Source organism: Amycolatopsis dongchuanensis, assembly GCF_039542405.1.
Classification (GTDB): domain Bacteria; phylum Actinomycetota; class Actinomycetes; order Mycobacteriales; family Pseudonocardiaceae; genus Amycolatopsis_E; species Amycolatopsis_E sacchari.
In genome coordinates this window covers 134940-154758 of sequence record NZ_BAABIB010000075.1, presented here as the reverse complement: position 1 = coordinate 154758, position 19819 = coordinate 134940, and the positions used below count along the sequence as shown (strand labels likewise).

General features: G+C 71.3%; 21 protein-coding genes. 10 read left to right on the top strand and 11 right to left on the bottom strand.

Annotation, left to right across the window (positions count from 1 at the left end):
- Positions 1–157 precede the first annotated feature (157 nt).
- From ABFX51_RS18360 to ABFX51_RS18345, 4 genes are all read right to left on the bottom strand, one after another.
- Positions 158–928 (bottom strand): SDR family oxidoreductase, encoded by a 771-nt coding sequence (locus ABFX51_RS18360; protein ID WP_091510493.1) that lies wholly within the window; start codon positions 926–928, stop codon positions 158–160.
- 93 nt (positions 929–1021) lie between these two features.
- Positions 1022–1549: an amidase family protein gene (locus ABFX51_RS18355; RefSeq protein ID WP_346054313.1), complete on the bottom strand. Its 528-nt coding sequence runs from the start codon at positions 1547–1549 to the stop codon at positions 1022–1024.
- A gap of 344 nt (positions 1550–1893) precedes the next feature.
- Positions 1894–2763, bottom strand: a complete 870-nt coding sequence (locus ABFX51_RS18350; protein WP_091510808.1) for an aldo/keto reductase family oxidoreductase — start codon at positions 2761–2763, stop codon at positions 1894–1896.
- 104 nt (positions 2764–2867) lie between these two features.
- Positions 2868–3323, bottom strand: a complete 456-nt coding sequence (locus ABFX51_RS18345) for a MarR family winged helix-turn-helix transcriptional regulator (protein WP_091510498.1) — start codon at positions 3321–3323, stop codon at positions 2868–2870.
- A 107-nt stretch (positions 3324–3430) separates the two neighbouring features.
- Between ABFX51_RS18345 and ABFX51_RS18340 the strand changes: the two genes are divergently transcribed.
- The gene (locus ABFX51_RS18340; protein ID WP_091510500.1) at positions 3431–3865 is read left to right on the top strand and encodes a nuclear transport factor 2 family protein; all 435 of its coding nucleotides are present in this window, start codon (positions 3431–3433) and stop codon (positions 3863–3865) included.
- 18 nt (positions 3866–3883) lie between these two features.
- Here ABFX51_RS18340 and ABFX51_RS18335 read toward each other — a convergent pair whose 3' ends face one another.
- Complete coding sequence (locus ABFX51_RS18335) at positions 3884–4696, bottom strand: SDR family NAD(P)-dependent oxidoreductase (RefSeq protein ID WP_091510502.1); 813 nt, start codon at positions 4694–4696, stop codon at positions 3884–3886.
- Positions 4697–4887: 191 nt separating this feature from the next.
- Here ABFX51_RS18335 and ABFX51_RS18330 point away from each other — a divergent pair, with 191 nt between their 5' ends.
- Positions 4888–5145 (top strand): YrhK family protein, encoded by a 258-nt coding sequence (locus ABFX51_RS18330; protein ID WP_091510505.1) that lies wholly within the window; start codon positions 4888–4890, stop codon positions 5143–5145.
- A 15-nt stretch (positions 5146–5160) separates the two neighbouring features.
- Here ABFX51_RS18330 and ABFX51_RS18325 read toward each other — a convergent pair whose 3' ends face one another.
- Positions 5161–5601, bottom strand: a complete 441-nt coding sequence (locus tag ABFX51_RS18325; protein WP_245783184.1) for a MarR family winged helix-turn-helix transcriptional regulator — start codon at positions 5599–5601, stop codon at positions 5161–5163.
- Between the two features lie 37 nt (positions 5602–5638).
- On the opposite strand from ABFX51_RS18325, the gene ABFX51_RS18320 reads away from it, so the two are divergent.
- From ABFX51_RS18320 to ABFX51_RS18300, 5 genes are all read left to right on the top strand, one after another.
- On the top strand, positions 5639–8029 hold the full coding sequence (locus ABFX51_RS18320; protein WP_091510510.1) for an enolase C-terminal domain-like protein: 2391 nt from the start codon (positions 5639–5641) through the stop codon (positions 8027–8029).
- Positions 8030–8042: 13 nt separating this feature from the next.
- Positions 8043–8393 (top strand): DUF6292 family protein, encoded by a 351-nt coding sequence (locus ABFX51_RS18315; RefSeq protein WP_091510513.1) that lies wholly within the window; start codon positions 8043–8045, stop codon positions 8391–8393.
- Entirely contained in the window at positions 8381–9439 is a 1059-nt protein-coding gene (locus ABFX51_RS18310) for a glucose 1-dehydrogenase (RefSeq protein ID WP_091510515.1), read from the top strand. The genes ABFX51_RS18315 and ABFX51_RS18310 overlap by 13 nt, the downstream gene beginning before the upstream one ends.
- 4 nt (positions 9440–9443) lie before the next feature.
- Entirely contained in the window at positions 9444–11252 is a 1809-nt protein-coding gene (locus ABFX51_RS18305; RefSeq protein WP_346054312.1) for a glycoside hydrolase family 15 protein, read from the top strand.
- Positions 11253–11315: 63 nt separating this feature from the next.
- Positions 11316–11939, top strand: a complete 624-nt coding sequence (locus tag ABFX51_RS18300) for a glyoxalase (protein WP_346054311.1) — start codon at positions 11316–11318, stop codon at positions 11937–11939.
- A 140-nt stretch (positions 11940–12079) separates the two neighbouring features.
- On the opposite strand, the gene ABFX51_RS18295 is transcribed toward ABFX51_RS18300, so the two are convergent.
- From ABFX51_RS18295 to ABFX51_RS18275, 5 genes are all read right to left on the bottom strand, one after another.
- Positions 12080–13078 carry an ABC transporter ATP-binding protein gene (locus tag ABFX51_RS18295; RefSeq protein WP_091510811.1) on the bottom strand — a complete coding sequence of 333 codons (999 nt, stop codon included), beginning with the start codon at positions 13076–13078 and terminating at the stop codon, positions 12080–12082.
- A gap of 14 nt (positions 13079–13092) precedes the next feature.
- On the bottom strand, positions 13093–14097 hold the full coding sequence (locus ABFX51_RS18290) for an ABC transporter ATP-binding protein (RefSeq protein ID WP_091510522.1): 1005 nt from the start codon (positions 14095–14097) through the stop codon (positions 13093–13095).
- Positions 14094–15107 carry an ABC transporter permease gene (locus tag ABFX51_RS18285; protein WP_091510524.1) on the bottom strand — a complete coding sequence of 338 codons (1014 nt, stop codon included), beginning with the start codon at positions 15105–15107 and terminating at the stop codon, positions 14094–14096. The genes ABFX51_RS18290 and ABFX51_RS18285 overlap by 4 nt, the downstream gene beginning before the upstream one ends.
- A 66-nt stretch (positions 15108–15173) precedes the next feature.
- On the bottom strand, positions 15174–16922 hold the full coding sequence (locus ABFX51_RS18280; RefSeq protein WP_091510527.1) for an ABC transporter substrate-binding protein: 1749 nt from the start codon (positions 16920–16922) through the stop codon (positions 15174–15176).
- 54 nt (positions 16923–16976) lie between these two features.
- The gene (locus tag ABFX51_RS18275) at positions 16977–17912 is read right to left on the bottom strand and encodes an ABC transporter permease (RefSeq protein ID WP_245783185.1); all 936 of its coding nucleotides are present in this window, start codon (positions 17910–17912) and stop codon (positions 16977–16979) included.
- A 384-nt stretch (positions 17913–18296) separates the two neighbouring features.
- Here ABFX51_RS18275 and ABFX51_RS18270 point away from each other — a divergent pair, with 384 nt between their 5' ends.
- From ABFX51_RS18270 to ABFX51_RS18260, 3 genes are read left to right on the top strand one after another with little or no spacing between them, the layout of a single operon-like run.
- The gene (locus ABFX51_RS18270; RefSeq protein WP_143249909.1) at positions 18297–18929 is read left to right on the top strand and encodes a quinone oxidoreductase family protein; all 633 of its coding nucleotides are present in this window, start codon (positions 18297–18299) and stop codon (positions 18927–18929) included.
- Positions 18830–19147 (top strand): zinc-binding dehydrogenase, encoded by a 318-nt coding sequence (locus ABFX51_RS18265; protein WP_091510533.1) that lies wholly within the window; start codon positions 18830–18832, stop codon positions 19145–19147. Before ABFX51_RS18270 ends, ABFX51_RS18265 begins: the two co-directional genes overlap by 100 nt.
- Before the next feature lie 31 nt (positions 19148–19178).
- Positions 19179–19772: a TetR/AcrR family transcriptional regulator gene (locus ABFX51_RS18260; protein WP_091510538.1), complete on the top strand. Its 594-nt coding sequence runs from the start codon at positions 19179–19181 to the stop codon at positions 19770–19772.
- Positions 19773–19819 lie beyond the last annotated feature (47 nt).

Below are 19819 nucleotides of genomic sequence, written 5' to 3'. Positions count from 1 at the left end.
CTCATGATTCTCCTGACTCGTAGCGGTTCCCCCGGGTCGTGTTACATCTTCGAAAAATGTAGCTTCCGCCACAGCGGCGGTCAACGACTTTTTGAAACCTAACTCAGGTTCATGTTTGGGGGAATGGGCTTCGAGTGCCAAGCCGGGCGGGAGGCTCTCAACGGGTCAGCAAGACCCCGCCGTCGACGGGGACCGTCGAGCCGACGACGTAGTCACCGGCCCGGGACGCCAGGTAGATCGCCACTCCCGCCATGTCCTCGGGTTCACCGATCCGGGCGGCGGGGATGTGCCCGAGGATCTTCCCGGGGGTGTCGCGGGCGTCGGTGTTCATCGCCGAGGGGAACGCCCCGGGGGCGATCGCGCTGACGGCGATCCGGTCCTGGATGAGGCGCAACGCCATCCGCTTGGTGAGGTGGAGGACCGCCGCCTTGCTCGCGTGGTACGAGTAGGTCTCGTAGGGGTGCATCGAGAGCCCGTCGATCGAGGCGACGTTGATGACCTTCGCGAGGTGATCGGTCGCCGCCGCCGCCAGATCGGGTTTCAGCGCCTGGGTGAGGAAGAAGACACTCTTGACGTTGAGGTCCATCACCTTGTCCCAGCCGGACTCCGGGAACTCGTCGAACGGGGCCGACCAGGCGGTGCCCGCGTTGTTGACGAGGATGTCCAGCGACGGTTCGCGCGCTCGGTAGCGGGCGGCCAGCTCGTCGATCCCTTCGCGGGTCGAGACGTCGGCGGGCAACGACACGCACGTGCCCAGCTCCGACAGTTCCGCCGCGGCCTGGTCACACGCTTCGGCCTTGCGTGCCGAGAGGTACACGCGGGCGCCCTGGGCGAGGAAACCCGCCGCGATCATCCGTCCGATCCCCCGGGAACCACCCGTGATCAACGCCGACCGCCCGGCGAGGGAGAAGAGCTTGGAGGTGTCCATCGGCGTCCTTCGGCGACTTGGATCCAGTGGGGTGTGCACGATTGTGGGCAGAAACTGAATCCGAAGTCAATCTCAACTTTGCCGCTGGAAGGGCTACGCGACGACAGGCCGCCGGTCCCCCGCGCACCCGGCGCGCACCCCGCGCTCGATGGCCGCCGCCACGCGGAAAGCCGTGGTGTCGGCCCACTTCCCGGCGACGACCTGCACCCCGGTGGGCACACCGTGCGAAGCCCAGCCCGAGGGGACGGCCACCACCGGGTGTGCCGAGCAGATGTTGAACGCCGGCGTGAGCGACGCGTCGGAGAAGTGGTCCAGTTCCCCGCCGTCCACGACCAGCTTCGTGCCGACGTAGCCCTCCCCGGCTGCGAAGGAGGTCGCACCCACGGTCGGCAGCACCAGTGCGTCGTAGCGGGCCAGCACGCGATCCAGCTGCTCCTGGACGGCGAGTTCGAGGGCACGGCCGGTCGCGGCGTCCACCCGGGCCGCGGCCTCCGCACCGTGCTGCGCGTAGTCCAAAGTGTACGGAGTGATCAGCCCCGGTCGTCGCCGGTGCAGCTCCAGGATCTCGGCGGACCGGCCGACGCCGAAGTGCGCCCACAGCGCCCGTTTGATGTCGTCCAAGCGCCAGGTGAGGTCGACGCCGGCCCGGAACCCACCGCTGCCGTGCCGCGCGCCTTTCCCACCCTTGCTGACGAATCGCCGGGACCGTCTTGTCGGAAACACCTGTTCGGCAAGACCACTGCCCTCTTGTGCGCTGTCGCCGCGCTGACGGTCGCGGCCGCCGGTCCGGCTTTCGCCGCGCCCAAGGGTGACGCGACCGCCGCCGCGGACGGCAACTTCCGGTACCAGAACCAGGCGCCGCCCTACCTGTGCATGTCGGGCACCGACCGCGGGTTCCGGGCGGGCAGTAGGGCCACTACGGGCGCACGCGGTGGTCTCGTCGACCGCGTGCGCCCGGTCCCGGATCACCCGGCGACGTGCTCCGTCGCGCCGATCTTGTCCAGTTCGGCGAGGTCGTCCTCGGAGAGCCGGATTCCGGCGCCCGCGACGTTCTCGGTCAGGTGCGCGACCGACGACGTGCCCGGGATGAGCAGGATGTTCGGTGACCGGTGCAGCAACCAGGCCAGCGCGACCGACAGTGGCGTCGTGCCCAGGCGGGAGGCGACGGCCGACAGCGCCGAGGACTGGAGCGGGCTGAACCCGCCGAGCGGGAAGAAGGGCACGTACGCGATGCCCTTGCCGGCGAGCTCGTCGATCAACGCGTCGTCGTGCCGGTAGGCGAGGTTGTACAGGTTCTGCACGCACACGATGGGCGCGATCGTCAGCGCTTCGGCGACCTGCTCCCTGGTGGCGTTGGAGACGCCCAGGTGCCGGATCAGGCCCTGTTGCTGGAGTTCGACCAGGGTGCCCAGCGCCTCGGCGAGCGAGCCCGGCCGCGGCCCCTGTGCGTCACCGAGCCGGAGGTTGACCAGGTCGAGCCGCTCGACGCCCAGGGTTTCCAGGTTCTCGTGCACGGAGCGGCGAAGGTCGGCGGGCTGCCGGGCGGGCGGCCAGCCACCCTGCTCGTCGCGGTCGGCGCCCACCTTGGTCGCGATGAGCAGCGGTTCGGGGTACGGGTGCAGCGCCTCGCGGATCAGCTCGTTGGTGATGCGGGGGCCGTAGGCGGCCGCGGTGTCGATGTGGGTGATGCCGAGTTCCACTGCCTTGCGCAGGACGGCGAGTGCGCCGTCGTGGTCGGCCGGCGGGCCCATGACCCCGGGGCCGGCCAGCTGCATGGCGCCGTAGCCGAACCGGGTGACGGTGAGGTCGCCCAGGGACCACGTGCCGCCGGGCAGGGGAACAGCTTGTGCGTTCGTGCTCCTGCCGCCGATCCTCCGCAGCGGTCGCGAAGACGGCCAACACCGATCCGGTACCTCGTGATACTCCCCAGGTATCACGCTCAGGGGTGCCGGTTGTGGTGGTCCAGCAGCCTGGACAGCAGCTCGGTCAACCGCTGCCGCTCCCTGGGGGACAGCGGGGCCAGCAGTTCTTCCTGCGTTTCGGCCAGCCGCTTCTCCAGCCGCCGGAGCTGCCGCCTGCCCGCGGCGGTCAGCGAGATGACGTTGCGCCGCCGGTCGGCGGGGTCGGGCGCGCGCTCGACCAGTCCGCGCTCGGCGAGGTCGTTGACCGTCGCGACCATGTCGCTGAGGTGGATGCCGCTGCGGCGGCCGAGCGTGGCCTGGCTGGCCGGACCGGACTCCTCCAGCGTCGCCAGCAGGCGGTAGTGGTAGCCGCGTGCCCCGACGGCCGAGAACCCGTCGGCCACCAGGCGGTGCGCGTGCTGGGCGGTCTGGGTGAGCAGCCAGCTGGGCAGGCTCTGCCAGCCGGGGGGCGGGTCCTCGGGCGGGTTCTCCACGGGGCGAGCCTACCAAATCGTTGGACCGGCCAACGATTGTGATATCGTTCGGTAGACAAACGTTAGCCGCCCAAACGGTTATCCGTGGCGCTGCCCGAGGAGGCCCCATGTCCACCACCGAAAACCTGACCTGTGAGCTCGCCGACCGCGCCGAACTCGCCGATCTGGTCGCCCGCCACAGCCTGTGGATCGACGAGAGCCGCTACGACGAGACCGCCCGGCTGTTCACCGAGGACGTCGTCGTCACTTCCCCGCGCGGGGAGGCCCGCGGTGTCACGGCGCTCATCGAACTGGCGCGCTCGGGCCACGACAGGTACGTCCGCACCCTGCACAACAAGTCCAACCTCGTCATCGAGGTCCAGGGCGACACCGCCGCGGTGCGGGCGCACGACGTCGCCGTGTTCGTGATCGACGACGCGACCGAGGCCATCGCGGCCGGGGTGCACCGCTACCGGGCACGCCGCACTGAGCACGGCTGGCGCTTCGACCACCTCGAGATCACCCCGGTCGCGCTGACCGAAGCCCTCGGCCGGGCTCTCTAGCGGGGCCGGGCCTCCGCTTCACCGCGCGGGCAAGCGGCCGGGGTCGAAGACGCGCGTCATCATCAGCGCGGTTCGCCGGCGGCTCAGCAGCCGGGTCGCGAGCACGCCGAACCTGTCCGAACGCCCGTCGATGACGACGGGGCCGGGGCCGCGGCTGTCGAGGTGGTTCAGCGCCGTGTTCACGACGTCGTCTGGCCGGCGTACTCGTCCAGCGGTCAGCACGGCGGCGTCCGGCCCCAAGTCGCGGGTGAATTCGGTGGCGGTGGCGCCGGGGCAAACCGCGAACACGGTGACCCCGGTGCCACGCAGCTCCGTCCACAGTGACTCCGTGAAGCTGAGCGTGAAGGCTTTCGTGGCGCCGTAGACCGCCATCCGGGGAGAGGGCAGGAAAGCGGACACGCTGGCGACGTTGACGACGAAGCCGTGGCCGGCGTGCACCATCGCGGGGAGGAACGCCGCCGTCAGCCGCATCGGCGCCAGTGCGCCGACGGCGATCTCGGCGGAAAGGGTGCCGGGATCGGAACCGGCGAACGGGGCGAACGACCCGGACGCGGCGTTGTTGATCAAGCCCGTGACCTGGATGCCCCGCTGGGCGACCGCTTGGCGGAGTGCGTCCGCGACGTCCGGGCGGGACAGGTCCGCGGGGAGCGCTTCGACGCGGACGCCGGTGGAGCGGCGGAGTTCCTCCGCCAGCGAGGTCAGGCGGTCCGCGCGCCGGGCGACGAGCACGAGGTCAGCGCCGCGTGCGGCCAGTGCCCTGGCGAACGCCGCCCCGATACCGGAACTCGCTCCGGTGAGCAGCACGGTCTGGGCGCGGTAGTCGGTGGTCATGGCACCCAGCGAACTCGCCGCCGGTCACCGCGTCCAAGACCTGTTCCGCACCTCGTCATGCGGTCCGGGTATGGCCGGGACGGTCCGAAGTGGACGCCGGCGACATCGTGACCCCGGTTGCCGTTTGCCGTGCCCGGTGCGCGGGAAGGTGTCAGGGACGAAGGATCGTGCCCGCAGCGGGAGGAGCAACTGTGCGTACCAAGGAGTTCATCCGCGAATTCCCGGCTGTCCACCTCGCCATCGGAGTGGTCGGCAACGTGATCTTCTTCGTCGGGAGCGTGCTGTTCCTCTGGAAGGCGGTCGAGCTCGTCGCGATCTGGCTGTTCATCGTCGGCTCGTTCGGCATGATGCTCGGTGCCATCGGCCAGGCGGTGTACATCCACGAGCGGCACCGCCTCAACGGTGCCCCGGGACGCCCGGCGCCCGCCGAGGCCGGCTTCCGTTCATGATCTTTGCGCGACGCATCAATGCTCGGCGGCGGCTGCGGTGAACTCGGCGAACGCGGCGACGACCGCGGCCCGGGTTTCCGGGCTCAGCCGGTCCAGCACCGCGCCGAGCACCTCCTGGCGGTCGGCGTCGACCTGGTCGACGATCTGGCGGCCCCGCGCGGTCGGGGCGAGCAGGGTCTCCCGCCGGTTGAGGGGGTTCTGCGCCCGGTTCACCAGGCCGAGCGCGACCAGCTTTTCGCAGGCCCGCGTCACGGAAGACGGGTTGAGCTCCAGTTCCTGCGCGACGCGGGTGATGGTCACGGGGGTGCGCTCGGCGACCGTGCGCAGCGCGCGGAACTGGGTGAGGGTCAGCTGGTTCGTCACCTTCGCGAGGGTGGCGTCCCCGATGGACACCATGGTGCGCAGGGCGGCCAGTGCCACCCGCGTGTCCTCGTTCGCCATGCACTTTTGCGTCACGCAAGTATTGTAGGGGTAGACGGACGCGGGAGGTCGGATGAGTACGACGAACCTGCCGGATCCGGTGATCCGGTATGAAAACGGACGAACGGACGTCGAGGCGCTCGCCGCGGCGCTCCGCGAGCGCGTGGACGGCGAGGTCCGGTTCGACCGCGGGAGCCGCGCGGCGTACTCGACCGACGCCTCGAACTTCCGGCAGGTGCCGATCGGGGTCGTGGTGCCCCGCACCCCGGAGGCGGCCGCGGAGGCCGTCGCGGTCGCGCGTGAACACGGCGCGCCGGTGCTTTCGCGAGGCGGCGGCACGAGCCTCGCGGGCCAGTGCACCAACACCGCGCTCGTGCTCGACTGGTCGAAGTACTGCCACCGGCTGGAATCCGTGGACGCCGCGGCCCGCACGTGCGTGGTGCAGCCGGGCATCGTGCTCGACGAGCTGAACCGGCGGCTCGCGCCGACCGGGCTGCGGTTCGGCCCCGAGCCCGCGACGCACCCGAACTGCACGCTCGGCGGCATGATCGGCAACAACTCGTGCGGGGCGACGGCCCAGCGCACGGGCAAGGTCGTCGACAACATCGCCGCGCTGGAGGTGCTCTGCTACGACGGCACGCGGTTCTGGTGCGGCCCCACGACCGACGAGGAGTACGCGGAGATCGAGCGCCGCGGTGACCCGAAGGCGGCGATCTACCGGCAGTTGCGGGCGTTGCGCGACCGGTACGCCGATGAGGTCCGCGCCCGCTTCCCGGACATCCCGCGCCGCGTGTCCGGGTACAACCTCGACTCCCTGCTGCCCGAGCACGGGTTCGACGTCGCGGGCCTGCTGGTCGGCAGCGAGTCCACTTTGGTCACGGTGTTGCGCGCGGAGCTGAAGCTGGTCCCCGTCGTCCGCGAGCGCACACTGGTCGTGCTCGGCTACCCCAGCGTAGACAGGGCGGCCGACGCGGTGCCCTCGATCCTGCCGCACGAGCCGATCGCGCTGGAGGGGCTGGACGCGAAGCTGATCCGCGACGAGCGCATCAAGCACCTCAACCCGCGGGCCCTGCGGGAACTGCCCGAGGGCAAGGCGTTCCTGATGGTCCAGTTCGGCGGGGACACCACCGACGAGGCCGACGAGCGGGCGCACCGGATGCTCGCCGCGCTCCACGACACCGAGCACGACCCGGCGGTCTCGTTCCTCGACGACCCGGACCGGGAGCACGAGCTGTGGCAGGTCCGCGAGGCCGGGCTCGGGGCGACCGCCCACGTGCCGGACCGCCCGGACACGTTCGAGGGCTGGGAGGACTCCGCCGTCCCGCCGGAGCGGCTGGGCGACTACCTGCGCCGGCTGCAGCGGCTGTACGAGGAGTTCGGGTACGCGAGCGACACCGGGCCCGCGCTGTACGGCCATTTCGGACAGGGCTGCGTGCACACGAGGATCCCCTTCGACCTCTACACCGCGGTGGTCGTCGTCCACGTACTGGCCGGCGGGGAAACGGGGCTGGGCTGGACCTACGCCGACGCCGCCGTGGCCGACGTCGTCACCGGGGTGCTCGCCCCGGTGGTCAAGGGCCAGGAGGTGCTCGACGTGCCGGCGCGGTGGGAGGCGATGCGCCGCCGGATCCGCAACCTCGGCCGCCCCGGGATCGTCTCCTGTGCACTGTCCGCTGTGGACATAGCGCTCTGGGACGCCGCCGCCAGGGTCGCGGGGCTGTCGCTCAGCCGCCTGCTCGGCCGGGTGCGGGACGAGGTCGAGCTGTACGGCAGCGGTGGTTTCACCAGCGAGAGCGTGCCCCAGCTGCGGGCGCGGCTCGACGGGTGGGTGCACCGGCAGGGCATCCCGCGGGTGAAGATCAAGATCGGGGAGGCGTGGGGCGGCGAACCCGAGCGCGACCTCGCCCGCGTCCGCGCCGCGCGTTCGGTGATCGGCCACGACGCCGAGCTGTACGTCGACGCCAACGGCGGCTACTCGATCGGCCAGGCCCGCCGGATCGCCCGCCGGCTGGAGGACCACGACGTGCGCTGGTTCGAGGAACCGGTGTCCAGCGACGACCTGGCGGGCCTGGCGGAGCTGCGCGCGAAGACCACGATGGACGTCGCGGCGGGGGAGTACGGCTACGACCTGCCCTACTTCGCGCGCATGGTGCCCGCCGTCGACTGCCTGCAGATCGACGTGACCCGGTGCGGCGGGTACACCGAATGGCGCCGCGCCGCGGCCGTCGCCGCCGCCGCGAACCGCGAGGTGTCGGCCCACTGCGCGCCGAACCTGTCCGCGCACGTGGCCGCGGCCACGCCGAACTTCCGGCACCTGGAATGGTTCGCCGACCACGACCGCATCGAGTCGCGGTTCTTCGACGGAGCGCTCGACCCGGCGTGCGGCCGCGTCGCGCCCGACCCGGGCGTGCCCGGGCACGGGCTCACGCTCAAACCCGACATCGAAGCCTTCGCGGTCGGCTGAAGCGGAGGAAACCGTGAAACCCGAACCGGAACACGCGCGGCGCGAGGCGCTGCGCCGCTACGTCGAGGCGGTCGCGGGGCTGCTCGGCGTCGAACCCGCGGCGTGCTGGAGCGAGCCCAACGCGCCGTCCACCGCCTACATCGCGCTCGCCGACCGTTCGCCGCGCCACCCGGGGCGGTTCCTGATGCTCCAGTGGAGCAGTGACGGCGGCTGGAGCCTGGCCGTCGAGCCGGAACGCAACGAACCGCCCGACGTCCTCGCGGCCTGGCCCGCGCCCGTCCGGCCGCGACCGGACAGGCTGGTGCGGAAGGTCCGGGCGGCACTGGAGCAACCCGAGGGAAGGAACCGGAAATGCGTGCGCTGACCGTCATCCCCGGCCACGGCGGCTCACTGGCCGTGTCCGAGGTGCCCGACCCGGAGCCGGGGGAGCACGAACTGCTCGTCGAGGGGCTCGCGCTCGGCGTGTGCGGCACGGACAAGGAGATCGCCCGCGGCGAGTACGGCTGGGCACCACCGGGCAGGGACCGGCTCGTGCTCGGCCACGAGTCGCTCGGCCGGGTCCGCCGCGCGCCGCGGGGCGGCGACTTTGCCGAGGGGGACCTCGTGGTCGGTGTCGTGCGACGGCCGGACCCGGAGCCCTGCGGCGCCTGCGCGCGGGGGCAGTTCGACATGTGCCGCAACGGCCGCTACACCGAGCGCGGGATCAAGGAGCTCGACGGCTACGGCAGTACACTGTGGACGGTCGAGGCCGACTACGCCGTCCGCCTGGACCCGGGGCTGCACGAGACCGGGGTGCTGATGGAGCCGACCACGGTCGTCGCCAAGGCCTGGGACGAGGTGCAGCGGGTGGGCGAGCGGGCCTGGTTCGAGCCCCGCCGGGCACTCGTCACCGGAGCGGGCCCGATCGGGCTGCTCGCCGCGCTGCTCGGCGTCCAGCGCGGGCTCGACGTGCACGTGCTGGACCGGGTGGAGGACGGGCCGAAGCCGGGCCTGGTATCGAGGCTGGGCGCCACGTACCACGCCGAAGACGCGGCGGCCGTCACCGAACGGCTCCGCCCCGACGTCGTGATCGAGGCGACGGGCGCGGGACCCGTCGTGTTCGACGTCATCAGCGGCACCGCGCCGTACGGCATCGTGTGCCTCACCGGCGTCTCCGCCACCGGCCGCCCGCTGCGCGTCGACGCCGGTTCGGTCAACCGGGACCTGGTGCTGGACAACGGGGTCGTGCTCGGCTCCGTCAACGCGAACCTGCGCCACTACCGCGCCGCCGCCGACGCCCTCGCCAAGGCGGACCGCTCCTGGCTGGAAGCGCTGATCACGCGGCGGGTCCCGCTCGAACGTGCGAAGGAGGCCTTCGACGGCGGCGAGGACGACGTCAAGGTGGTGCTCACGCTCGACGGGGAAGGCTGAGCCGATGGCGCTCATCGAGGACTACGCCCTGCTCGGCGACCTGCACACCGCCGCGCTCGTGTCCCGGGACGGGGCGGTGGACTGGCTCTGCCTGCCCCGCTTCGACTCGCCCGCGTGCTTCGCCGCGCTGCTCGACGACGAGAAGGCGGGCAGCTGGCGGCTGGCCCCCGCGTCGGGTGGCCCGGCGACCCGCCGCGGCTACCGGGGCGACACCCTGGTCCTGTCCAGCGAATGGGACACCCCGGAGGGCACCGTGCGGGTGCTGGACTTCATGCCCCCGCGCGGCGAGGCGCCGGACGTGGTGCGCATCGTCGAAGGCGTGTCGGGCCGGGTGCCGATGCGGATGTCGCTGCGGCTGCGGTTCGACTACGGCTCGATCGTCCCCTGGGTCCGGCGCCAGGACGGCGGACTGGCGGCGGTCGCCGGTCCCGACGCCGTGTGGCTGCGCACCCCGGTGCCCCTGCACGGGGACGACTCGGCCACCACGGCGGAGTTCACGGTGGCCGAGGGCGAGCGCGTGCCGTTCGTGCTCACCCACCGGGAGTCCCACCTGCCGCACCCGAAGGTGGCCGACCCCGAGGAGTCGTTGCGGGACACCGAGCGCTTCTGGACGGAGTGGATCTCCCGCTGCCGGTACGAGGGCCCGTGGTCCGCCGAGGTCCGCCGCGCACTGGTCACCCTCAAGGCGCTGACCTACCGGCCCACCGGCGGCATCCTCGCGGCCGCGACGACGTCACTGCCCGAGCAGTTCGGCGGTGCCCGCAACTGGGACTACCGCTACTGCTGGCTGCGGGACGCCACCTTCACCCTGCAGGCGCTGCTGGGCACCGGGTACACCGACGAGGCCCGGCAGTGGCGCGAGTGGCTGGTGCGGGCGGTCGCGGGTGATCCCGCCGACCTGCAGATCATGTACGGCCTCGACGGCACCCGCCGCCTGCCCGAGTCCACTTTGGACTGGCTGGCCGGGTACGAGGGCTCCTCGCCGGTGCGCGCGGGCAACGCCGCCGCCGGCCAGTTCCAGCTCGACGTGTGGGGCGAGGTCCTCGACGGCCTGCACCTGAGCCGGGAGGCCGGGCTGCCCACGGTCGAGCCCGCGTGGGACCTGCAACGCGGGCTGCTCGACTTCCTCGAAGGCCACTGGGACCAGCCGGACAACAGCCTGTGGGAGGTCCGAGGCCCGCGCCGGCACTTCGTGCACTCGAAGGTCATGGCGTGGGCCGGGGTGGACCGGGCCGTCCGGACCGTCGAGCACCACGGTCTCGACGGTCCGGCGGATTCCTGGCGGAGCCTGCGTGACCGCATCTTCGACGACGTCTGCGCGCACGGCTACGACGCCGAGCGCGGCACGTTCACCCAGTTCTACGGCTCCCGCGGGCTGGACGCGGCGCTGCTGCTCATCCCGCGGGTCGGTTTCCTGCCCTGGTCGGACCCGCGCGTGCGCGGCACCGTCGACGCCGTGCGGAAGGAACTCGACCATGACGGCTTCCTGCGCCGCTACGACCCCGACGCGGACGGGGGAGTCGACGGCCTGGAAGGGCAGGAAGGCGCTTTCCTCGCCTGTTCCTTCTGGCTCGCCGACGCGCTCCACGGCACCGGCCGCACGGCCGAGGCGCGGCGCCTGTTCGAGCGGCTGCTCGACCTGCGCAACGACGTCGGCCTGCTGAGCGAGGAGTACGACACCACGCGGGGGCGCCAGGCGGGCAACACCCCGCAGGCGTTCAGCATGGTGGGCCTGGTCAACACCGCCCGCCACCTCACGGCCACCGACGAGCCGGTCGACACCAGGGCCGGGACGCGGCCGCCGCACCGGTGAGCGGGGGAGACCGGTCAGGAATCGAGAAGCGGCGGTCACGGCTGCGGACCTAGCGTTACCGGCATGACCTCAATCGACACGATCACCCTCGAGGTGGCCGATCCCGCGGCCGCCGAACGTTTCTACGCCGCCGCCTTCGGACTCGGCGACCGGCTGCGCCTGCGGGCGTCGCAGGAACCCAGCACGGGATTCCGCGGGTTCACCCTGTCGTTGGTGGCGTCCCAGCCCGCCGACGTCCGTGCCCTGGTCGACGCCGCCGTGGCCGCCGGAGCCACCGTCCTCAAGCCGGTCGCGAAGTCGCTGTGGGGCTGGGGCGGGGTGGTGCAGGCGCCGGACGGGACGATCTGGAAGGTCGCCACGTCGGCGAAGAAGGACAGCGGCCCGGCCACCCGGCGGGTGGACAGCGTCGTGCTCCTCCTCGGCGTCGCGGATGTGGCCGCCAGCAAGCGGTTCTACACCGAGCGCGGGTTCACGGTGGGGAAGAGCTTCGGCCGGATGTACGTCGAGTTCGCCGGGGCGGGTGCGGTCAAGCTGGCCCTGTACCGGCGGAAGGCCCTCGCCAAGGACGCCGGGGTCTCCCCGGAGGGCGACGGCGCGCACCGGATCGCGATCGGCGGAGCCGGCGGCCCGTTCACCGACCCGGACGGGTTCGCGTGGGAGACCGCGCCGATGGCGGCGATGTCCTGATGTGCCTGCACCGCCCGCCACAGGAGCGGGAAGCGGACGTGCGCCGGAACCCGGCCGAGGAGGAGCTTCCAGAGGCGGAGCTTCCAGAGGCCGGCCTGGACCCGGTGCCGCCGGGCGGGCGCTGAGACAACCCCGCGGACTCACGCACCGGGCTCCCGGAGCTCGCCGCCCGCCGCGTTCTCCGGGAAGTGGCACGCCACCCGGCGGCCGGGGGACACCTCCGCCAGCGGGGGCTCCTGCGTACGGCACACGTCGCGGGCCTTCCAGCAGCGGGTGCTGAACCGGCACGCCGGGGGCGGCGACAGCGGGCTCGGGGTCTCGCCGGACAGACGGATCCGGTCGCGCTTCCGGCGGCGGCCGGGGTCCGGCACGGGGACCGCCGAGAGCAGCGCCACCGTGTACGGGTGGTGCGGCGTGGCGTAGAGCGCGTCGGCGTCGGCCAGTTCCACGATCTTGCCCAGGTACATCACGGCCACCCGGTCGGACACCTGCCGCACCACGGACAGGTCGTGCGCGATGAGCACGTAGGTCAGCCCGAGCTCGTCCTGCAGGTCCTCCAGCAGGTTGATCACCTGGGCCTGGATCGAGACGTCCAGCGCCGACACCGGCTCGTCGGCCACGACCAGCTTCGGCCGCAACGCCAGCGTCCGCGCGATCCCGATCCGCTGCCGCTGCCCGCCCGAAAACTCGTGCGGGTACCGGTTGTAGTGCTCGGGGCTCAGCCCGACCAGCTCCAGCAGCTCCTGCACCGCCCGCTTCACCCCGTGCTCCGTCGGCACCTTCTGCAGCCGGAACGCCGCGCCGATGATCGTGCCCACCGTGTGCCGCGGGTTGAGCGAGGAGTACGGGTCCTGGAACACCATCTGCACGTCCCGCCGCAACGGGCGCATCCGGCTCGGCGGCAGGTGGGTGATGTCGGTGCCGTCGAGCACGATCCGCCCGCCGGTCGGCTCCAGCAGCCGCGTCAGCAACCGTCCCGTCGTGGTCTTCCCGCAGCCCGACTCGCCGACGAGGGACAACGTCTCTCCCTTGTGGACAGTGAAGTCGAGCCCGTCGACCGCCTTAACCGAACCCGTCCGCCGCCGCAGTGGGCCGCGCCGCACCGGGAAGTGCTTGCGCAGTCCGGACACTTCGAGCATCGTCTTCCCCTCGGTCACAGCACCGGCCTGATCTCGTGCTCCCAGATCTCCCGCCGCGTCTCGAGCGGGAGGTGGCAGGCGGCCTGGTGGCCGTCGCCGGTGAGTTCCGGCACGACGGTCTCGCTCGCGCCACCGTTGCGGGAGGCGTAGGCGCACCGGGGGTGGAACGGGCACCCGGGCGGCGGTGTGATGAGACTCGGCGGCGTGCCCGGGATGGGCCGGAGCCGTTCGGCGCGGTTCCGGTCCAGCCGGGGCATCGAACCGAGCAGGCCCCACGTGTACGGGTGGCGCGGCTGCCGGAACACGTCGGCCGCCGTGCCGTACTCGACCGCCCGCCCCGCGTACATCACGAGGATGTCGTCGGCCAGCTCGGCCACCACGCCGAGGTCGTGCGTGATCACCACGACCGCCGAGTGGAACTCCTCCTGCAGGTCCCGGATCAGGTCGAGGATCTGCGCCTGCACGGTGACGTCCAGCGCGGTGGTCGGCTCGTCGGCGATGAGCAGCTCGGGATCGCACGACAGGGCCATCGCGATCATGGCCCGCTGGCGCATGCCGCCGGAGAACTGGTGCGGGTAGTCGTCGACCCGTGTCTTCGGTTGCGGGATCCCGACCCTGGCCAGCAGGTCGATCGCGTGCTCGCGGGCGGCCCGCTTGCTGACGTCGTTGTGCAGCCGGTACGCCTCGACGATCTGGCTGCCCACGGTGTAGTAGGGGTGCAGTGACGACAGCGGGTCCTGGAAGATCATCGCCATCCGCCTGCCCCGCAGCCGGCGCACCTCCTCGGCTGGTGCGCCGACGAGCTGCCTGCCGCCGAGCCAGATCTCGCCGGAGATGTGCGCGCCCTTGTGCAGCCCCAGTACCGCGAGGCTCGTGACGCTCTTGCCCGAGCCGGACTCGCCCACGATGCCGAGGGTGCGGCCGCGGTCCAGCGTGCACGACAGCCCGTCCACGGCCTTCACCAGCCCGTCGTCGGTCGGGAAGTGCACCCGCAGGTCCTTCAGTTCCAGGAAGCTCATGAGTACCGCACTCTCGGGTCGACGACGGCGTAACCGATGTCCACGACCAGGTTGGCCACGACGATGAAGCACCCGGCGAGCAGCGTCACGCCCATGATCGCGGGCAGGTCCTTGCCGTTGATGGCGACGATCGCGTAGTGCCCGAGGCCGGGCAGCGAGAAAGCGGTTTCCGTGAGCACCGCCCCGCCCAGCAGCAGGCCGAGGTCCAGACCGAAGATGGTCAGGATCGGCGTGAGCGTGGCGCGCAGGCCGTGCTTGAGCACGACGGTCCGCTCCGGCAGTCCCTTGGCGCGGGCGGTGCGGATGAAGTCCTCGCCGAGTGTTTCCAGCATCCCGGCGCGGGTGAGCCGTGCGTAGAGCGCGGCGTAGAGGAACGCGAGGGTGACCCACGGCAGCACGAGCGCCCAGAACCACCGCGCCGGGTTTTCCGCGAGCGGGATGTAGGTGCCCGCGTCGGGGAAGACCGGGAGGGTGTCGCGGAAGAGCGCGAGGCAGATCAGGGCCGTGAAGAACACCGGCAGCGACACCCCGGCCAGTGCCGTGCTCATCGCGGCGCGGTCGAACCACGACCCGCGCCGCAGCGCCGAAAGCACGCCGACGCCGACCCCGGTCACGACCCAGAGCACCGCCGCGCCGAGCCCCAGTGACACCGTCACCGGCAGCGCGTCGGCCATCTGCGGCCACACCGGCAGCTGGTTCTTGAACGAGTAGCCGAAACACGGCGCGGAGCAGTGCACGACCTGGGTACCGGTGTCGTAGTCCTCGCCGGCCACGACGCCCTTGACGAAATGCCAGTACTGCGCGTAGAGCGGCTGGTCGAGCCCGAGCCGCGCCTCGATCTGGTGCAGCACGTCGGGACCGGGGCTCTTGCCGACGAAGTTCGCGGCGAGCTGGTCGGTGGTCTGCCCGGCGAGCCGGGGGACCACGAAGAAGATCCCGAACGTCACCATGCTGACGACGATCAGCAGGACCACGGCCGAGATCAGCCTGCGGACGATGAACGTGATCACGAACGGCGGCGGCGGTGGCCGGCGCGGGACGCCCCGGCCACCGGTGCCTTCACCTGCTTCCGGGGACTACGAGGACTTCTTGCCGAGCTGGGTGTAGTCGTACATGCCGTAGGCCAGTGACACGAAGACGTTCGTCAGGTTCGGCCCCCGGTAGAACAGCGACCTCGCGTACAGCTCGGGCAGGATCACCGCCTGGTCCATCATGATGTGGTCGATCTGCGCGTAGAACCCGTTGCGGGTGGCGGCATCCGTGGCCGCCGCCGCCTGGTCCAGCAGGTGGTTCACCTGCGGGTCGTCGAGCATCTCGATGTTGGAGTTGCCCGCGGACCGGATCGCGCGGCCGTCGGCGATCTGCGACAGGTAGCCGAAACCCTCCGGCCAGTCGGCGGACCAGCCGTAGGTCGCCATGCCGATGTTGTGGTCCTTCATGAACTGCGGCGAGCCCGCGTAGCTCGTCCCGTAGTCGCCGGTCGGGTACTGCAGGATGTCGGTCCTGATGCCGACCTTCGCGAGCGACTGCTGCAGCGCCTGCGCGGTCTGGCCCTCCTTGGGGCGGTCGCCGCGGATCGCGATGTTGAACGAGAACCCGTCCGGCTGACCGCACTTGGCCAGCGCGTCCCTGGCCTTCGCCAGGTCACCGCCCGGCTGCGTCGTCGCCCCGTACAGGTCGTACTTCTGGTAGCCGATCACGCTCGGCGGCAGCACCGTGCTCGCGATGTCGCCGCCGGCCTCCGGGCCGCCGTAGGCGTTCTGGAACAGCGTCTTGTCCGCGGCGTACTCGATCGCCCTGCGGCACTCGACGTTGGGGATCACCTGCGTGTTGATGGGGAAGTACCACTCGAAGCCCGAGGGCGCGGCGTCGGCGTTCTTCTTCGTCGCAGGGTTGTTGAGCACCTTGGCGCGCCCCGCGGTCTGCATGCCGGTGCCGTACGCGTCGACGTCGAGGGAACCGTTGAGCAGCCTGTTGTCCAGGTCGTCACCGGAGACGTTGTAGGTCAGGTTGATCCGGTCCACCGTCTGCTTGACGCTCGGGGTGTCCGACTGCTTCCAGTTGGGGTTCTTCACCAGGCTGAGCCCCGTGCTGGGGTTGAACGAGCCGGGCTCGACCATGTACGGCCCGGACGAGACCGGGGCTGTCTGGTAGTTCGCGCCCGTGTCCTTGGCCTGCGGCACGGGGGCGGTCTGCGGGCTCGTGACGAGGTAGTCGAAGTCGGCGAAGGGCTGCGCCAGGTGGAACACGATCGTCGTGTCGTCGGGGGTCTCGATCGACGCCAGGCCGCCGGGGGACTTGTCCTTGTACGGCCCCTGGTAGCCCGACCCGCCCGCTAGGTACTGCGCGAAGTAGCTCGGCCCGTTGGCCAGCACGTCCTTGGCGAAGTTGCCGCGCTCGACCGCGTACTTGATCTGCGCGGTGGTGACCGGCTCGCCGTCGGAGAGCTTCATGCCGGACCGGATGTGGTAGGTCCAGGTGAGGCCGTTGTCGCTGACCTGCCCGAGCCCCGTCGCGAGGTTCGGGACCAGCTTGAGCCCGTCCGGTCCCGGCGCGGGGTTGTAGGTCAGCAGCGGGCTCGCGTACAGGCGCGAGAAGTTCCACATGAACGCGTAGTAGGTGTTGCCGGGGTCGATCGAGTCCGGGGTGTTGGTCATCCCGAAGTTGAGGGTGCCGCCGGTCGCGTCGGACGCGTTGACGACCGAGGTGTTGGCCGCGTTGTAGCCGGCGCTGCCGCCTCCGCCGCCGCTGCCGCCGCCGCAGGCCGTGAGCAGGCCGAGACCCGTCATGGCCAGTGCCACCGCGGTCAGGTTGCGTCGTTTCATCCGCGCACCACGCTCCTCGTACTCGATGGGATGGGGAAACCGGGAAGAACGGTGCTACCTCGCTCGCGGGTCGAGCGCGTCGCGCAGGCCGTCGCCGAGCAGGTTGAACGCCATGACCGTGACGAAGATGGCGAGCCCGGGGACCAGCACGTACTCGGGGTCGGCGGAGTAGGAGCCGCTGCTGACGGCGTCCGAGAGCATGCCGCCCCAGCTGGGGGCGGGCGGGTGCAGGCCGACGCCGAGGAACGACAGCGCGGCCTCGAACAGGATGTTCGTCGGGATCAGCAGCGTGGTGTAGACCAGGATCGGCGCGAGCAGGTTCGGCAGCAGCTCGCGCCGCAGGATGTAGCCGGTGCGGGCACCCAGGCTCCTGGCCGCGTCGACGAACTCGCGTTCCCGCAGGGACAGCGTCTGGCCGCGCACGATGCGCCCGAGGTAGGGCCAGTTGAAGAAGCCGATCACGAAGATCAGCACGGCGACGTGCAGCGCGTTGCCCGACAGCCCGAACGCCGACTGCTGCACCACGCCCGACAGGGCGATCGCGAACAGCAGCAGGGGGAACGCCAGGAACACGTTCATCAGCCAGCTGATCGCGCTGTCCACCCAGCCGCCCGCGAACCCGGCGACGAGCCCGAGCGTCACGCCGATCACCACGGACAGCAGCGTGGACCCGGCCGCGATGAGCAGTGAGAACTGCGAACCGACCAGCACGCGGGAGAGCAGGTCACGGCCGTTGCCGGGGTCGACGCCGAGGGGGTGGGCCCAGCTGATCCCGCCGAACGCGCCGACCGGGCGGCCGTACGTCGCGTCGATCAGCTCGGGGTGGTAGGTGTCCGGCTGCAGCACGCCGAGGGCGTTGAGCAGCAGCGAAGCGAGCGCGCCGAGAACGAGCAGGACCACGACGATGCCGCCGCCCACCGCCCATTTGTCCCTTTTCAGCCGGACCCAGGCGATCTGCCCCAGTGAACGGCCTTCGATCGCGCGTCCCATTCCGGCCGTGATGGATTCCGGTTGCGCGTCGGTGGGCGGAACATCGAGCGGAGCAGCCATCCGCTTCGGCCCCTTTCCCGGCGTCGTGCCGCAGCTTCCCGGGCGCCCGCCCGAAATCCCGGACAGCCTCTGCCGCCGTGACGGCGAAGGCCAGCCCGCGCCGGGCTTCGAGGCTCAATCGTGACCGGGAACCGGCTGAATTGCCTGAAAGTGCGGGAAAAAGGGGCCGGATGAACCTGGAAAACAGGACTGGACCACGTGTTTCCGTTTCTTGTCGGCGATGTTTCGCCGGGTATCGGCGGTTGTCCGGTTCGCCGGAGCGCGCAGTGTCCGCGACGGGAAGTTTGACAGGCGCCCCCGTCCATCGATGCGTTCCGATCCGGAATGAAACGTTATCGGTGGCGAGCGGTGGTCGTCGAGGCGCCCCAGCAGGTCGCCGTGGCCGATGTGCCGGAGCCGGTTCCCGGTCCCGCGCAGGCATTGGTCGAGGTCGAGGCGATCGGGGTGGGCTATGTGGACGTCATGGCGCTGAAGGTTGAGTACGCGCCCTTTCCCGGTGTCGGTTCGGTGCTCGGCCTGGAGGTCGTCGGCCGCGTGCGGACAGCCGGTTCCGGTGTCCCGCAAGAGTTGGGCGGGAAGCGGGTGCTCGCGCTGCCGGACTTCGGTGGCTACGCCGAACGGGTCGTCGTCGACGCGGCCAAGCTGCTTCCGGTGCCGGACGGCGCCGACCCGGTCGACGTCGTCGCGCTGGGCCTGAACGCGCTGGTCGCCGAGGGTGCGCTGAGCCGGACCGGGGTGGTGCCAGGGGAGCGGGTGCTCATCCGTGGCGCGAGTGGCGGGATAGGCGTGCTCGCCACGCAAATCGCCCACGCCAGGGGCGCCGAGGTCACCGTGGTCACACCGCGGCGGGCCCGGCGGTGGGTGAGCACCTGGCATTGCTGCGTCCCAACGGGCGGTACGTCCTCTGCGGAGGCGCGGGCGGAGCCCCGGGAACCGGCGTGTTCGAGGCGGTGCTGAACGGCTTCCACAACTCACCCGCGCTGTTCGCGTTCAGCCTGAACTCGCTCGCACCCGAGGCCCGCAGGCGGACCTGGGACAGGGTCGTCGCGCTGCTGGCCGAGGGCCGGCTCTCCGCAGTGCTCGACCGGACCTTCCCCCTCGCCGAGGCAGCCGCCGCGCTCCAGCGGGTGGAGCGGGGGAGGTCGTTCGGCAAGGTCGTCCTCCGCCGCGGGTAGGGTGATCCCGGATCGCGGGGGAGAGGATTCGATGGCACGCCACCGGGACGAGCGGATCGACCGATCGGTGCCGGCCGCCGTGATCGCGCTCCTGCGGGAGGCCGGTTACCCGGCGCTGACCATGGAGGCCGTCGCCCAGCGCGCGGGCACCACCAAGCCCGCCATCCGCCGCCGGTGGAAAAGCCTGAAGCACCTGGTGGTCGCGGCCTTGGCGGAGGAACGCGCCTGCGTGGTGGAGATGGACACCGGGTGCACCTACTGCGACCTCGTCGGCCATCTCGAAGCACTCCGGGCCGGGATGGCCGATCCTGCCATGAGCACCGTCCTCCCGGCCCTGACGGCCGAACTCGCGGATGATCCGGAACTGCGCGAGGAATTCCTCGCCGTGGTCTGGGAGCCCCGGCGGGAGGCGTGCGTCTCCTCGCTGCGCAAGGGCCAGGCACGCGGCGACGTCCGTCCCGGTCTGGACCTCGATCTGCTCATCGACCTCTTCGCCGCGCCCGTCGTGTTCCGCGTGCTGTTCGGGCACCGGGAACTCGACCAGCGGTTCGTCCGTGACGTGGTGAGCGGAGTCCTGTCCGGAGTGGGCGTGGCCGGGGAAGGCTCCTGCACCCACGCCGGGTGAGGCGCAGGTCGTCGTTTTGACAGGTCCGGTGCGCTCCTTCAAGATGC